Annotated in this window: 17 protein-coding genes; 8 read left to right on the top strand and 9 right to left on the bottom strand. The window is 72.9% G+C overall.

What is annotated here, in order from left to right:
• Positions 1–42 precede the first annotated feature (42 nt).
• Positions 43–843, bottom strand: a complete 801-nt coding sequence (locus ACPA54_RS35445; RefSeq protein ID WP_423536131.1) for a helix-turn-helix domain-containing protein — start codon at positions 841–843, stop codon at positions 43–45.
• 146 nt (positions 844–989) lie between these two features.
• Between ACPA54_RS35445 and ACPA54_RS35440 the strand changes: the two genes are divergently transcribed.
• Entirely contained in the window at positions 990–1373 is a 384-nt protein-coding gene (locus ACPA54_RS35440; RefSeq protein WP_423536129.1) for a nuclear transport factor 2 family protein, read from the top strand.
• Positions 1374–1444: 71 nt separating this feature from the next.
• Positions 1445–2521, top strand: a complete 1077-nt coding sequence (locus ACPA54_RS35435; RefSeq protein ID WP_423536127.1) for a zinc-dependent alcohol dehydrogenase family protein — start codon at positions 1445–1447, stop codon at positions 2519–2521.
• Positions 2522–2547: 26 nt separating this feature from the next.
• Here ACPA54_RS35435 and ACPA54_RS35430 read toward each other — a convergent pair whose 3' ends face one another.
• From ACPA54_RS35430 to ACPA54_RS35410, 5 genes are all read right to left on the bottom strand, one after another.
• Positions 2548–3048, bottom strand: coding sequence for an Asp23/Gls24 family envelope stress response protein (locus ACPA54_RS35430; protein WP_423536125.1), 501 nt, complete (start codon positions 3046–3048; stop codon positions 2548–2550).
• A gap of 76 nt (positions 3049–3124) precedes the next feature.
• Positions 3125–4360 (bottom strand): cytochrome P450, encoded by a 1236-nt coding sequence (locus tag ACPA54_RS35425; protein ID WP_423536123.1) that lies wholly within the window; start codon positions 4358–4360, stop codon positions 3125–3127.
• Between the two features lie 24 nt (positions 4361–4384).
• The gene (locus ACPA54_RS35420; protein ID WP_423536121.1) at positions 4385–5776 is read right to left on the bottom strand and encodes an NAD(P)/FAD-dependent oxidoreductase; all 1392 of its coding nucleotides are present in this window, start codon (positions 5774–5776) and stop codon (positions 4385–4387) included.
• Complete coding sequence (locus tag ACPA54_RS35415; RefSeq protein WP_423536119.1) at positions 5766–5993, bottom strand: ferredoxin; 228 nt, start codon at positions 5991–5993, stop codon at positions 5766–5768. Before ACPA54_RS35415 ends, ACPA54_RS35420 begins: the two co-directional genes overlap by 11 nt.
• Before the next feature lie 334 nt (positions 5994–6327).
• Complete coding sequence (locus ACPA54_RS35410; protein ID WP_423536117.1) at positions 6328–6927, bottom strand: hypothetical protein; 600 nt, start codon at positions 6925–6927, stop codon at positions 6328–6330.
• A 144-nt stretch (positions 6928–7071) separates the two neighbouring features.
• Here ACPA54_RS35410 and ACPA54_RS35405 point away from each other — a divergent pair, with 144 nt between their 5' ends.
• The 6 genes from ACPA54_RS35405 to ACPA54_RS35380 all read left to right on the top strand — a co-directional run bounded on the left by ACPA54_RS35405 (position 7072) and on the right by ACPA54_RS35380 (position 12245).
• The gene (locus ACPA54_RS35405; protein WP_423536115.1) at positions 7072–7587 is read left to right on the top strand and encodes an ATP-binding protein; all 516 of its coding nucleotides are present in this window, start codon (positions 7072–7074) and stop codon (positions 7585–7587) included.
• Positions 7584–8561: an SDR family NAD(P)-dependent oxidoreductase gene (locus tag ACPA54_RS35400; protein ID WP_423536218.1), complete on the top strand. Its 978-nt coding sequence runs from the start codon at positions 7584–7586 to the stop codon at positions 8559–8561. Before ACPA54_RS35405 ends, ACPA54_RS35400 begins: the two co-directional genes overlap by 4 nt.
• A gap of 83 nt (positions 8562–8644) precedes the next feature.
• Positions 8645–9475 carry a DUF1365 domain-containing protein gene (locus ACPA54_RS35395; protein ID WP_423536113.1) on the top strand — a complete coding sequence of 277 codons (831 nt, stop codon included), beginning with the start codon at positions 8645–8647 and terminating at the stop codon, positions 9473–9475.
• On the top strand, positions 9472–10071 hold the full coding sequence (locus ACPA54_RS35390; RefSeq protein ID WP_423536111.1) for a sigma-70 family RNA polymerase sigma factor: 600 nt from the start codon (positions 9472–9474) through the stop codon (positions 10069–10071). The genes ACPA54_RS35395 and ACPA54_RS35390 overlap by 4 nt, the downstream gene beginning before the upstream one ends.
• On the top strand, positions 10068–10811 hold the full coding sequence (locus ACPA54_RS35385; RefSeq protein WP_423536110.1) for an anti-sigma factor: 744 nt from the start codon (positions 10068–10070) through the stop codon (positions 10809–10811). Before ACPA54_RS35390 ends, ACPA54_RS35385 begins: the two co-directional genes overlap by 4 nt.
• Positions 10812–10970: 159 nt before the next feature.
• Positions 10971–12245, top strand: a complete 1275-nt coding sequence (locus ACPA54_RS35380) for an NAD(P)/FAD-dependent oxidoreductase (protein WP_423536108.1) — start codon at positions 10971–10973, stop codon at positions 12243–12245.
• A gap of 33 nt (positions 12246–12278) precedes the next feature.
• Here the strand turns inward: ACPA54_RS35380 and ACPA54_RS35375 are convergent, their stop codons facing one another.
• The 3 genes from ACPA54_RS35375 to ACPA54_RS35365 form a co-directional block, all read right to left on the bottom strand.
• Positions 12279–12731 (bottom strand): ATP-binding protein, encoded by a 453-nt coding sequence (locus ACPA54_RS35375; protein WP_423536106.1) that lies wholly within the window; start codon positions 12729–12731, stop codon positions 12279–12281.
• A gap of 104 nt (positions 12732–12835) precedes the next feature.
• Complete coding sequence (locus ACPA54_RS35370; RefSeq protein ID WP_423536104.1) at positions 12836–13237, bottom strand: STAS domain-containing protein; 402 nt, start codon at positions 13235–13237, stop codon at positions 12836–12838.
• A 116-nt stretch (positions 13238–13353) separates the two neighbouring features.
• Positions 13354–14250, bottom strand: coding sequence for a SigB/SigF/SigG family RNA polymerase sigma factor (locus ACPA54_RS35365; RefSeq protein ID WP_423536102.1), 897 nt, complete (start codon positions 14248–14250; stop codon positions 13354–13356).
• Positions 14251–14366 lie beyond the last annotated feature (116 nt).

Below are 14366 nucleotides of genomic sequence, written 5' to 3'. Positions count from 1 at the left end.
GCAACCGGCCCACCCTGCACCACTCCCCCGGTCGAGGGCCGGCTACCCCCTTCGGCGCGGGGTTCCGGCCCGGGCCCGCAGGATCTCCGCGGTGGCCTCGTCCGCGGGCAGGAACGCTTCGAGGTGGAGTTCCGCCAGCGTGACGTCGACGGCGGTGGCGAAAGACGTCAGCGTGGTCAGCAGCCGCAGCTCGCCCTCGGGGGCCGCGAGATGCAGCGGCACGGCGAAACCCAGGTGGTCCGCGCCGGGCGGGGGCTTCGCGGGAAGGTAGCCGTCGAGTTCGGCGATGAACGCGTCGAGCCGCGGGTCCGGATGGCGCAGCGCATGGCCGCGCATGTTGTCCGTGACGTGCCGGCCCCACTGCGCGAGGTTGCGGACCCGGGCGGCCATGCCCTCGGGGTGCAGCATCAGCCGCAGCATGTTGACCGGCGGGGTGAGCAGATGCGGTGCGGCGCCCTCGGTCAGCACGTCCAGCGCCGGGTTCGCGGCCACGATTTCGCCGTAGGGGCGCAGCACGATGGCCGGGTAGGGCATGTGGCCGTGCAGCACGCTGTGCAGGGCGTCGCGTACCGGGCGCAGCAGCGGTTCGTCGAGGCGGCTTTCCGCGTAGGCGGGGGCGTAGCCCGCGGCGAGGAGCAGTTTGTTGCGGTCCCGGAGGGAGAGTTCGAGGGACTCGGCGATACGCACGACCATCGCCCGCCCCGGGTGGGAGCGCCCGCGTTCCATGTAGCTGACGTGGCGCTGGGTCGTGCCCGCGCGGATGGCGAGTTCGAGTTGGCTGATGCGGCGTGCGGTGCGGCGGTCGCGCAGCTCGCCGGGGAACCGGTCGGTCGTGGCGTTCACTCGGGTGTTGTAACCGATCGTGCCGCCCGTCGGCGATACCTCGCGGGGAATTGTCGGCAGACACGTCCGGGCGGAGGCTACGAGTCGTCGCGGAGCGGACCACCGCACCGCCGAATCCCCACCACGCCGGGAAAGGACCCGTCTTCATGGACACCACCGCCGAGGTCATCCGCCGTTTCAACGACGCTTTCGTGGAGCGGAACGCCGCTCTGCTGGACGGGCTGATCGACGACGACTGCGTGATGGTCGGCGTGCAGCCCGCACCCGAAGGCACCGCGTACCACGGCCGTGCGGCGTGTGCGGCCTTCTGGACGGCGCTGATCGACGACCCCGGAACACGTTTCACCCCGCAGGAGGTCATCGTCGCCGGCGACCGGGCGGTCATCTCGTGGCGCGCCGCGTTCTCGGCCGCGCCGGACCCCGAGCGCGTCTTCGGTGAAGGGCAGGCCGACTGGGTCCTGGGCGTCAACGTGATGCGGGTCGAGAACGGCCGCATCACGGAGGCGCTCGGCTACTCCAAGACCCCGTGACCGCCGCGCCCCCTTCTCCCCGTTCCACCCGTTCCCGTCTCCCCCTGTCCGTCCCACCCGAGGAGCTCTCCATGCGCAGCTACCACCTGGTCCCCGACACCGCCGCCGGCACGGTCGTCCGCGAGCGCCCGGTGCCCGCCCCGGGCGCGGGCGAGGTCCTGGTCCGGATGCGGGCCGCGTCGCTCGGGTTCCGCGACGCACTGGTCGGCGAAGGCGACTATCCGCTACCCGTCAGCCCAGGGGTGGTGGCCGGATGCGAGGGGGCGGGCGACGTCGTCGCCGTCGGCGCGGGAACGGCACGGGTCAAACCGGGAGACCGGGTGGCGCTGACGGTGTTCCCCGACTGGCTCGACGGACCGTTCGACGTCGAGCACGCGGCCCAGCTCGGCACTACCCGCGACGGCACGCTGACCGAGTACACCGTGGTCCCCGAATCCGCTCTCGTCCCGGTCCCGGACCACCTGTCCCACGCGGAGGCCGCGGCGCTTCCGCTCACCGCCGTGACCGCCTGGAACGCCCTCACCGGCGGCCGCCGTGTGCTGCCCGGCGAGACGGTCGTGGCCACCGGCACCGGCGGAGTGGCCTTGGCCGTGGTGCAGTTGGCGGCCCTCGCCGGAGCACATGTGATCGTGACCACCGGGGATCCCGGCAAGGCCGAGCGGCTGCGGGCTCTGGGCGCGCACGCCGTCGTGGACCGCCGCGGCGATTGGCCGGCCGAGGTCCGCACGCTGACCGCGGGCCGCGGCGCCGCGCTGGTGGTGGACGTGGCCGGGGCACTCGGGGAATCCGTGCGCGCCGCGGCGATCGGCGGCGAAGTCGCCTACGTCGGTTACCGCGTGGCGGACGCGCCCACGGGTCCTCCCGTCGACGTGCGGGCGCTGTTCGACGCGGGTGTGCGCATCCGGCCGCTCGCGGTCGGCAGCCGCGCGCAGTTCCTGGAACTCACGCGGGCACTGGCCGTGCACGGCGTACGTCCGGTGCTCGACCGCGCGTTCGCTTTCGACGAGCTGGCCGAGGCCTACGCCCGGCACCGTTCGGGCCAGGCCTTCGGCAAGGTCGTCGTCACGTTCCCGACCGGGGACCGACCGGCGCCGACGTCCGACGCCGAGTTCCACGGCAACCTCACCGGCGAGCTCGCCGACCACTGATGCGCCCCGGACGCCGGCGATCGGGCTTACTCGAGCTGCCGCTCCGAAGGGCTGTCGTCCTGCTCGATGTGGACGTCGTCGACGGCGATGTTGACCTCGACCACTTCCAGGCTCGTCATGCGTTCCAGGGAGTCGATGACGTTCTGCCGGACGTCGTTCGCCACCTGGGCGATCTCGACGCCGTACTCCACGACCACGTCGAGATCCACCGCGCACTGCTTCTCGCCGACCTCGACGTCGACGCCCTGGGCGACGTTCCGCTTCGCGCCGGGGATGCGGCTGCGCATCGCACCGAACGTCCGCGACGCACCGGCGCCCATCTCGTAAACGCCCGGCACCTCCCGTGCGGCAATACCGGCGATCTTGGCCACGACCCCGTCCGCGACGGACGTGCGGCCGCGCTCCGAACTCAGCGCGTCCGGGCCCCCGAAGCCCGACGACCGCTGTTCCACCGCGCCACCACCGGACGCCTGCCCCCCTTGCCCTGCCTGTGAGCTGCTCTTGTCCTGCGTTCGTGCATCACTCATCGGTGCCTCTCCTCTCGCTTCCCCAACGGCTGCCCACCCGGTCGGCGGGTCATGCACGTTTCGGCCAGTCCGCGGTTCAGGGTCGGATTCCGTCACACGCGATATGCAGGTGCCGCGGGCCGCGCAGCACGGCGTTCTGCCGGTACGGCGGCGGGTCCTCCAGCAGGCACGGGTTCTCCAGCCTGCGGGCCAGTTCCGCCAGGGCCAATTGGGCCTCCAGCCGGGCCAGCGGTGCGCCGAAGCAGCTGTGGATGCCGCTGCCCAGGCCGAGGTGCTGGATGTCCGGGCGGTCCGGGTCGAAGCGGTCCGGGTCCGCGAACCGCCGCGGGTCGCGGTTGCCCGACGCCAGGACCAGCCACAGCGAGGCGCCCTTGGGGATGGTGACGCCGCGGACCTCGACGTCGGCGAGGGTGGTCCGCTGCGGCACCAGTTGCACCGGCGGCTCGAAGCGCAGCAGCTCCTCGACGATGGGCACGGCCAGCCGCGGCTCGGCCCGCAGCCGCTCCAGGACGTCGGGGTTGCGCAGCAGCGTCAGCATGCCGTTGGTGATGAGGTTGACCGTGGTCTCGTGCCCGGCGATCAGCAGCAGCGCCGCCGTGCTGAGCAGTTCCATCGTGGTCATCGGACCGTCTTCGCCCTTGGCGGTCGCCAGCCGGGAAAGCATGTCGTCGCCGGGGTTCTTGCGGCGCTCCTCGATCAGGCCGGCCAGGTACATGCCCAACTCCATGCGGGCATCGTGGGCGACCTTGCCCCGGTCGGCGGGATCGGCGTCCGGATCGGGGTCGAGGCTCGCGGCGAGGGTGTCCGCCCAGACGTGGAAGCGCGGCTCGTCCTCGCGCGGCACGCCGAGCAGCCGGCAGATCACCGTCACCGGGAAGGGATACGAGACCTGCTCCACCAGGTCGATCCGGCCGGTGTCGCCGATGCCGTCGACGAGGCCGGTGATGATGTCGTGCAGCTCCGGCCGCATCGCGTCGATGTGGTGCGGAGCGTGCGGCGGGCCGAACGGCCGGTTCGTCATACGCCGCAGCCGGTCGTGCTCCGGCGGGTCGAGCTTCAGGAAGCTCGGGGGCAGGGCGCCTTCCTCCTGCGACGCCTCGGCCAGCGGGTTCGCCGCGGGCGAGGCCAGGTTGCGCGCGTCGGAGCTGATCCGGGGATCGTGCAGCAGGCCGCGGATCTCGTAGTACGTGCCGACCACGTACGGACCGCCGTCTTCGTGCAGGACCGGCGTCTTGCGCAGTTCTTCGTAGAGCGGGTACGGATTGGCCCGGTTGCGGTAGTCCAGGATCCGGTGAATCAGGGATTGCGTCATGGCAGGTCCTCGTGGCCGTGCGGGTCAGTGCGCGGGGGCGAACGTCATCCGGCGGTCGGCCGGCGAGTATCCGCTGACCGTGACGGTGGGGCCGTGGCTCGGGACCGACGGGTCGGGGAAGTCCGCGTCCATCGGCCGCTGTCCGTCCGGGCGCCGGTCGACGGTGGCGAACGTCGGCGGGAACGGCGCGGTCGCCTCGATCAGCTCCTGGTAGAACGGCAGCCACCGGGCCTGGTCGAAGGCGACGGCGCCGATGACGCGCCCCTGGTACCCGTAGACGCCGACGAACCGGCGGCTTTCCAGCGAGCCCTGCGAGATGAGGATCTCCGTCCCCATCGACGGCACACCGACCGACTTGATGTTGATGCCGAACTGCGAGGACCAGAACGCCGGGACCTCCATATGGGGGACACGGTCGACGCTGTCGCTGAGCATGTTGTGCGCCGCGATCTCGGCCTGCGCGACGGCATTGCCCCAGTGCTCCAAGGACAGGAACTGGTAGCCGAACAACGGGTGCGGGCAGCGGGCGACGTCGCCCGCCGCGTAGATGTCGTCGGTGACGATGCCGCGGATGTCGAAAGCCCGGCAGCCCGCGTCGCACGCGATCCCCCGGGGCCCTGCCCCCAGTCCGGACCCGGCGAGCCACTCGGTGTTCCGGGTGGCGCCGAGCGAGACCACCACCACGTCGGTGTCCACGCTGGAACCGTCGGACAGCTGCGCGGCGCGCACCCGGCCCGCGGCATCGCCGTCGAGCGCGGTCACCATCACCCCGGTCCGCAGGTCCACACCGTGTTCACGCTGCAATTCGGCGGCGACCGCGCCGACGACACCGCCGAGCGCGCCGACCAACGGCGCCCCGCCGCGTTCGGCGACAGTGACCGCATGGCCGCGTTCGCGGCACGCGGAGGCGATCTCCGAACCCGTGAACCCGGCCCCGATCACCAGGACCCGCCGGGGCCCGTCGGCGAGCCGCCGCGCGAGCGCGGCGCCGTCGTCGCGGCCGCGCAGCACGAAGACCCCGTCGAGCGCCGCCTCGCCCTCGTGCGGCCACCGCCGCGCCCGGACCCCGGTGGCGATCAGCAGCCGGTCGTACGGCACTTCGTCCCCGTCGGCCAGCCGCACCCGGCGCGCGGCCATGTCGAGGCCGGAGGCCGGAACACCGAGCCGCCACGTCGCGTCGACGGACCGCAGCCGGGGCAGCGCGGTCCGGTCCGCGGAGGCCTTGCCCAGCAGCACGCTTTTGGAGAGCGGGGGCCGGTCGTACGGCTCGTAAGGCTCGTCGCCGATCATGGTCAGCTCCCCCGCGAAGCCCTTGTCCCGCAGGGTCTCGGCGGCCCGCAGGCCGGCCAGCGAAGCCCCCACGACCACGATGCGGCCCTCGCGCTTGAGCTGCTCCAACGCTCCGTTACCGGCCACCGGGCACCGCCTCGGCCGGCACGTCCACGGCGTCGACGAGGATCGCCTGGACGGGGCAGGCCGCGGCCGCCTGGGCGAGCTTGTCACGGTGCGCCTCGTCGACCTCCGGGTCGTAGAGCAGCGCTTCCTCGCCGTGCATGGCGAAGGTCTCGGGGGCGAGGAACGCGCACTGCGCATACCCCTGACAGCGGTTCAGGTCGACGGCAATCCTTACCACGGGTTCGGTCCTCTCCAATGGCCCGGCCAACCCTCTTTCCTCCACTGTCGAGGGCCGGACGGGACACGGCGACGCGGAGCGGACCGTTCGAGTGAGGAAGGACGGGTCCGGCCGACACAGCGGACGCGATGGCGTCGGAGGCGGACAGAGGTGCCCGTGGCGCAGCGGAGACCGGCTGTGATGACGCCGGGAAGGGCGCGCCCCTCCCAGGGGCGGTGGCTGCGCTTGCGCAGGTCGGCCGCAGGTGCGGCGGTCGACGGCCCACGGGTCGGCGGCGAGGCAGGGCATGGGCTGCGCGCGCTGCGGTGCTCCGGCGGTCCGCGTCGGGCGGGTACTACTTCTCGAAGCTCTGCTTCAGCTCGTTGCCCCCCGTGGCCCGACCGAGGCCGAGCCGGGGGCCGCCGGTGTTCACCGGTCCGGCGGAGGAACCACGGGACGCCCCGGCGGTGCTGACACGGCCCAAGCCAACCGTCGCACTCTTGGTCAGCCCCTTGGGAACGACCATCGCCGGGGCGGGAGACGGGCCGCGGGACGCCGCGGCCTTGGGCGCCTCTGGCGACGCGGCTGCCTTGCCGGGCCCGGTCCCTGTCCCGGAGTCCTTGGCCATGCTCGCCGGCGCCGGGCTCTGCCCGAGGAGTTCCTTGCTTCGGAACGCTGCGCTTTCGCGTCGGAGCATCTCACCAAAGCTCTCGGCAGCTTCGCGGACGGTGGGCTCCGCGGCGGGCGACGCGGTTTTCTCCTGTGCCGGTTTCCGGGGCTCGCGCGGAATCCCGGCGGCGGCCAAGTGCTTGTCCAGACTGCTGAGGTTCGCTTCCACCGCTTGGCCGACCGTCTGCGCCTTCTTGTTCGGCGGCCGCTCGGACACGCGCGCGCCGAATTGCTTCAAAGCCGCGCTGAGGATCTCACCGATCCCCTTGCGGGAAAGTTCGGCCATCGCCCACCCCCTCTGCTCGGCAAATCCTACCGATCGTCCGGTCGTCCGCGGGTTCGCGTTTGCGACCAAGCCGGTTGCGCCGCGGTTCCGAATCGGGGAAAGAGAGAACCGTCGCCGGGTCGTGCCCGGGAAGGAGACCGCACCATGGAGCTGCCCAGGCACCGTCGGGCGTGTGTGCCCGCGGCACTGCGCCGGCAGCCGTCCTGGGAGCTGCCGCCGGGACCCGCGGCAGCGGGGTGGGCACGCCGCCGGGTCCGGTCACAACTGCTCGAGTGGGACCTGCCGGCGTGCGTGGACGTCGCGGAGCTGCTGGTCAGCGAACTGGTGACGAACGCGCTGCGGCACGGGCGGCGGCCGGTGACCCTCCGCATGGCGCGCTGCCTGGGCGGCCTCGCCGTCGAGGTGTCCGACCGCGGCGCCGGTCTGCCGCGCGTCAGGACCGCCGATTCCGACCACGAGTCGGGACGCGGCCTGCATCTCGTCGAAGCGCTCGCCGAGCGATGGGGGGTGCGCCGTTGGCCGCGCCGGACGGCGGTGTGGTTCCGACTCGTGTGCGCGGCCGACCGCCCGACGGCGGGCGGCGGACCCAGCTCGGCTCCTCATGCGGAGCCATCGGGCGGTTTGTGGACGATCCAAGCGGAGGTATTGGCGTGCGTATGACCCCGGCCGCGTGGCTCGACACGGCGTTGGACCGCACGATCGTGCTCGGATACGGCGCTCCCGGCCTGCGGGTGCGGCGGCGGCTTCCCGGGTGGCCCCGCGACGAGGAACGCATGGACGGCAAGGTCGTCCTGATCACCGGTGCCGCCTCGGGGATCGGGCTTGCCGCGGCGACGGGCCTGGCGCGGGCCGGGGCTTCGGTGCACGTCCTCGGACGGAACGCCGAACGCGCCGACGAGGCCGCCCGCCGGGTGCGCGCCGCCGTCGGCCCGCGTGCCGGGCGGGTGCTGCCCGAGGCGTGCGACCTCGGAAGCCTGGCCGAACTCCGCGCTTTCACCGCACGGTTCCTGGCGGACGAGGACAGACTCGACGTCTTGGTGAACAACGCGGGGGTGATGCCGGAGCACCGCACCCGCACCGACGACGGCGTCGAACTGGCCTTCGCCACGCATGTCCTGGCGCCGTGGGTGCTCACCGCGGCACTTACGCCGTTGCTGCGGCGCGCCGCCCCGTCGCGGGTCGTCAACGTCACCTCCGGTGGCCAGTACGCCCAACACCTCCTGGTGGGCGACCCCGAATCGCGCACGGACCGCTACTCCCCCAAGCGGTTCTACGCCCGCACCAAACGCGCCCAGGTCGTCGTCACCCAGGAATGGGCGAAACGCCTGGCCCCGTACGGCGTCCACGTCCACGCCATGCACCCGGGCTGGGTCGACACCCCGGGCGTCCGCAGATGGATGCCGGTGTTCCGCGTGCTCACCCGCCCCGTCCTCCGCGATCCGGAGCAGGGCGCGGACACCATCGTGTGGCTGGCCTCCGCACCCCCGGCGGCACACACCACCGGGCTCCTGTGGCACGACCGTGCCCCCAGGCCCGCGACCTACGCGCTCGGCGCCCGCGCGGACAGCGCGGCGGCCCGCCGCGAACTGTGGACGTACGTCTCCGACCTCGCCGACGTGCCGGCACCGGTCTGAGCGCGCACGCCGGCGTGCACGGCACGGGACGGTCTTCTCGGGTCCACGCCAATCCGCGGGCGGCCCGGCTCCGAACCACGGGCATGCAGCGCACCGATACCTTCGGCGGCGTCCCGCCGCCCGGGCTGTACGAGCACCTGGTCGTGCACGTCCGGCACCGGCCGTTCCGCCGCGTTCTGCGGACCCGCGGCTACGTGTGGTTCGTCGACATCGACGCGTTGCCCCGCCTCCCCCGGCTGCTGCGCCCGTTCGCGCGCTTCGCCGTGCGGGACCACATGGGCGACCCCCGGGGTACCCTCCGCGGCAATCTCGAACGCTGGCTCGCCGAACGCGGCGTGCGTCTCGACGGCGGTCCCGTGCGCATGCTGGCCCAGGCGCGCGTCCTCGGCTATGTCTTCAACCCGCTGACCGTGTTCTGGTGCTGGTACCCGGACGGCCGTCTCGCCTGCGTCGTCGCCGAAGTGCACAACACGTACGGTGAGCGGCATCGCTACCTGCTGCCGGGCCCGTCCGCGGACGCCCCGGAACCCGGTCTCCCGCTGCCGCCGCACTCCTACGGCGCCGACAAGACCTTCTACGTCTCGCCGTTCTTCACCGTCGACGGCCGCTACGAGATGCGGCTTCCACCGCCGGGCCCTCGGCTGTCGCTGCGCGTGTCCCTGCACCAGGCCGGGGAGCGCGTATTCGACGCGGTGTGGAGCGGCGTCCGCAGGCCCATCGGCGCTGCCGCCTTCGCCCGCCTGCTGCTGCTCCACCCGCTCGCCCCCCAGCGCGTCTCCGCCGCGATCCGGCGCCACGGCGCGGCCCTGTGGCTGCGCGGCCTCCCGGTGGTGCCCCGCGGCCGCACCGCACCCGGTGCCCGCGGCGCGGTGCCGCGCTCTGCGTCCCTCTTCTGCGGTACAGGAGACCGATGAACTCGATGCACCCCGCCGACGGCCCGGCGCCGCGCCCGGGCGATCCGACAGGCACCGGCCTGGACGAACGATTGCGCGCGGTCGCCCTCGGCGACGCGGAGGCCTTCGCGGAGGTCTATGACGCGCTGTCCGGCCCGGTCTTCGGGCTGGTCCGCGAGGTCGTGCGGGACCCCGCGCAGTCCGAGGAGGTCATGCAGGAAGTCATGATCGAACTGTGGCGCACGGCCGCCCGGTTCGACCCGGCGAAGGGCAGCGCCCGCACGTGGGCGCTCACGCTCGCGCACCGCCGCGCGGTGGACCGCGTGCGGTCCGAGCAGTCGCAGCACCGCCGCGAGCAGCGGGCGGCCGCGCTGAACCCGGAGGTGCCCTATGACACCGTCGCCGAGCAGGTCGAATCGCGGCTGGAACGCCGCCAAGTGCGGCGCTGCATGGGGACGTTGACCCAGCTGCAGCGCGAGTCGGTCACGCTGGCCTATTACGGCGGACTGACGTACCGGGAGGTGTCCGAGCGGCTGTCGCTGCCGCTCGGCACCGTGAAGACCCGGCTGCGCGACGGGCTGATCCGGCTGCGCGACTGCCTGGGGGTGACGGCATGAAGCACCGCAACATCCACCTCGACACCGGGGCCTACGCGCTCAACGCGCTCCCCGCCCGGGAGCACACCGAGTTCTCCCGGCACCTGCGGACCTGTGACTCGTGTGCCGCGGAAGTCCGCGAACTCGTGGCGACCGCGGCCCGGTTGGGCGGGGCCGCGGCGGACGACCGGCCGCCGCCCGAGGTGCGCGACCGGGTGCTGCAGGGCATCCGCGGCGTCCGGCAGGAGCGGCCGGCGCCCCCGCCGCCCGCCTGGACGGACCGGATCACGCGCCGGCTGCCGGGCTTCGCGCTCGCCGCCTCGGTGGCCTTGGCCGCGGTGTTCGGCGGGGTCGCATGGTGGCAGCACGACCAGGCGCAGGACGCCCGGGCCCGCCAGCAGGCGTCCGACACCGCACAGGCGCGGTTGACCGGCGTGCTCACCGCCCCCGACGCCCGGACGACGGTGGCCAGGCTGTCCGGCGGCGCGGCGGCCACGGTGGTGTACTCCGCGCGACGGAACCAGGCGGTGCTGATCGCCTCGGACATGACCGCTCCGCCTTCCGGCTCGGTCTACCAGGTGTGGTTCGACCACACCGGGCACATGACGCCCGCCGGTCTCATGGACCCGGCGCGGACGTCGTCGGCGGTGCTGCTGGACGCCGTCGACGGGGCCTCGGGCGTCGGCATCACCGTCGAACCGACAGGCGGCTCGGTGCAGCCGACGTCCGCGCCGATCGCACTGCTGCCCTTCGCGACCTGATTCCTCGCCGACCGGCCGTCCCGGGCGCCGGGCCGCACACCTGCGGCCGGGCGCCCGTCGCGGCCCGTCTTCGGTTTCTTCCCGGACCGGGCAAGCCGATTCGGCACCGGCTCCGAATCCCCTGTGTCCATCGGAATCGACGGAGACGGGTGGGGGGACATGACCGAGACACGGCAGACGTCGCCGCGAGCGGCGGTCGTCGGCGCGGGGGTGGCCGGACTGACCGCGGCCTATGTGCTGCGCCGCACGCACCAGGTCACCTTGTTCGAGGCGGACACCCGGCTCGGCGGGCACGCGCACACGCACGACGTGGCCGACCCCGCGGGCCCGCTGCGCGTCGACTCCGGGTTCATCGTGCACAACGCACGCACCTACCCCACGCTGCTCCGCCTCTTCCGCGAACTCGGCGTCGAGACCCGGGAAGCCGAGATGAGCATGTCGGTCTGCTGCGACGAGTGCGGCCTGCAATACGCCGGCGGGCAGGGACCGCGCGGCCTCTTCCCCGTCCCCGGCAACGCCGCCAACGGCCGCTACCTGCGCATGCTCGCCGAGGTGCCGCGCTTCCACCGCGCGGCCCGGCGGTTCCTCGCGCACGACGGGGACGACTTGGCCACCGTCGGCGAGTTCCTCCGGGACCGGCGGTTCGACCGGTACTTCGTCCAGCACTTCGCGGTGCCGCTGATCGCCACCGTGTGGTCGTGTGCGCCCGGTGTCGCGCTGCGGTATCCGGCGGCGTACCTTTTCCGGTTCCTCGACCACCACGGCATGCTGTCCGTCGGCGGTTCGCCGACGTGGCGCACCGTGTGCGGGGGTTCCCGGGACTATGTCGAGCGCATCCGCAAGGCGCTCCCCCGGTGCCGCGTCGCGGCTCCGGTGCTGGCGGTGCGGCGGCACGCCGACGGTGTCGACGTGACCACGGCCGACGGCGGCACCGAGTCTTTCGACGCCGTGGTGATCGCCACGCACGCGAACCAGGCGCTGGCCATGCTCGACGACGCCGGTCCGGACGAGCGCCGGGTGCTGGGGGCGATCGGATACTCGGCCAACTGCGTCGTTCTGCACGACGATACGTCGGTGCTGCCTGCGGCCCGCCGGGCCCGCGCGTCCTGGAACCACCGGATGCCGTCCTGCGCCGCCACCGCGGACCACGTGGTGGTCAGCTACGACCTGACCCGGCTGCAGCGGCTGCCCACCGACCGCCGGTACCTCGTCACGCTCGGGACCGAGGCCCGGATCGACCCCGCGTCGGTCATCGCCCGGACGGTCTACGAACACCCCACCTACACGCCGGAGTCCGTCGCCGCCCGGCGGCTCCTCCCGCAACTCTCCGGCCCGGTCACCGCGTTCGCGGGCGCCTACCACGGCTGGGGGTTCCACGAAGACGGCTGCCGGTCCGGCCTGCTGGCGGCCGAATCCCTCGGCGGCCGCTGGTAGGCGGCGCCGAGGACCGCCTGCCCGGCTCGTCTGCTACGCGTCGATCTCCGCCCACACCGTTTTGCCCTGATCATACGTTTCCGCACCCCACCGGTCCGCGGTCTGCTTGACGATGAACAGGCCGTGGCCGCCGGGCATGCCGGGGCGGTGGGGGCTTTGCGGGGCGGGCAGCACCGTGGAACCGTCGCTGACCTCGATGCGCAGCCCGCCTTCGGAGAGTTCGAGCACGATCTCCCGGGGGCCGCCCGCGTGCATGGCGGCGTTGGCGACGAACTCCGCGGCCAGGAGGACGATGTCGTGGTGCCGGTCAGGAGGGTCGGCGGGCCAGGACCAGTCGGCCAGGGCCTCGGCGGTGAAGGTCCTGGCCCGGGCGACGGGTTTGGGCACGCCGACCAGCCGTAGGCGCCGCCGCTGTCCGCCGGGCGGGACGGGACGGTCGCCGCCGGGCCGGTTGTCGTTGTCCAGGGTTCCCCGGCGGTTCGTCATGAGCGGGAGCCCCTTCGGTCTCGGTGCTCGGTTCGCGGAGTCGGTTGCCCGGTCGAGGCCGGGGGACGCACGGCCGGACTCCGGGGCGGGCCGACGCGGCACGGTCACCCCCCTGCGGCGAGCGCCGTGGCCGCGTCGGGGTGCACGGAGAACACCGCGTCGGCGCCGGTCAGTTCCAGCACCCGCTGAACGCTGGGCGCACAGGCCGCGAGCAGGAACCGGGTGCCCTGCGCATCGGCGCTCATCCGTGCCTGCAGCAGGAGGTTCAGGCCGGAGGAGTCGCAGAACGCGACCTGCCCGAGGTCGACCACGATCGTCCGCACCCCTGAGGCCACCAGCTCGTCGAGAGCCCGCTTGGCGGGGGCCAGGGTCTCCATGTCGAGGTCCCCCGCCAGCGTGCATATCGCCGTGGACCCGTCGGTGTTCCGCACGCTCACGGTGAGGCCCGTGGGCGGTGGTACGGCGGTATCCGGAGTGCCTTCGGATTCGTTCGCCGGTGTCGTCATCGGTTCTCCCTCCACGCAGACGCCCCATGACCCTACGCGTGGCCGCCGGTGCGGCCAAGCCACGGTCGCCGGTGCGACCGGATCCGGGAACGGCCCGGGGCGCAGCACCGGAGCGCTCATGCGGTCAGCGACTCGCGCAGCCCCCGGAGGGTCCGGCTCAGCAAGCGGGAGACGTGCATTTGTGAGATGCCGAGTCGCGCGCCGATCTCGGACTGGGTCAGGTCTTCGGTGAAACGCATGGAGAGGATCTGGCGGTCGCGTTCCGGCAGGGCGGCGATCAACGGTTTGAGGACCGCCAGGTTCTCGGCCATCTCGAGCCGGGAGTCGTCGTCCCCGAGTCGTTCGGCGAGCGGGAGCGTCTCGTCGTGGCCGTCGCTGCCCGGCAGGTCCAGGGAGCCGGTGCTGCGCGCGTTGGCGGCCGTGATGCCTTCGACGATCTCCTCTTGGGACAGCCCCAGGTGGTCGGCGAGTTCGGCGACGGTCGGCGCGCGGTCGTGGCGCTGGAACAGCTTTTCCTGGGCCTTGGCGATGTCCAAGTGCAGTTCCTGCATCTTGCGCGGCACGTGAACGGCCCACGTGGCGTCGCGGAAGTGCCGGCGGATCTCCCCGAGAATGGTCGGCAGGGCGAAGCTGACGAACTCCGCGCCGCGGTCCGGGTCGAAGCGGTCGATCGCCTTGATGAGCCCGACGCAGCCGACCTGGAGCAGGTCTTCCTCGGGCTCACGCCGCCGGCCGAACCGGCGGAGCGCGTACCGGACCAGGGCCAGGTTGAGTTCCACCAGGGTGCCGCGAACGTAGGAGTACTCGCGGGTGCCCTCGTCGAGGTCCGCGAGCCGCTTGAGGAGCGTGCGCGTCAGTTCGCGGGCGTCGGCGGGCGCCATTCCCCGGAGTTCCTCGGGGTCGAGTTCCCTGACCGCCGTCACGGCGTCCTCGGGATCCGCTATTCGCGCGGCTGTCGGGGCGTGTTCCGGAAGAGCCGTCGGCTTGAGGAGTTCATCGCGGGTAACGGTCATCTCGCTTCGGTCTCCTTTGTCGGTGCCATCCGGTCGCCCCCCGGCTACCCCGGGTCGGGGATCCCACACCCCCCGATTTGAAAACGCGATCCACGTCACATCGACGCCGCGCGGCG

This window comes from Uniformispora flossi, assembly GCF_049534875.1.
Taxonomy (GTDB): Bacteria; Actinomycetota; Actinomycetes; order Streptomycetales; family Streptomycetaceae; genus Yinghuangia; species Yinghuangia aomiensis.
Note: the sequence above shows the minus strand (reverse complement) of the source record. Positions and strands in the feature narration are given on the sequence as shown.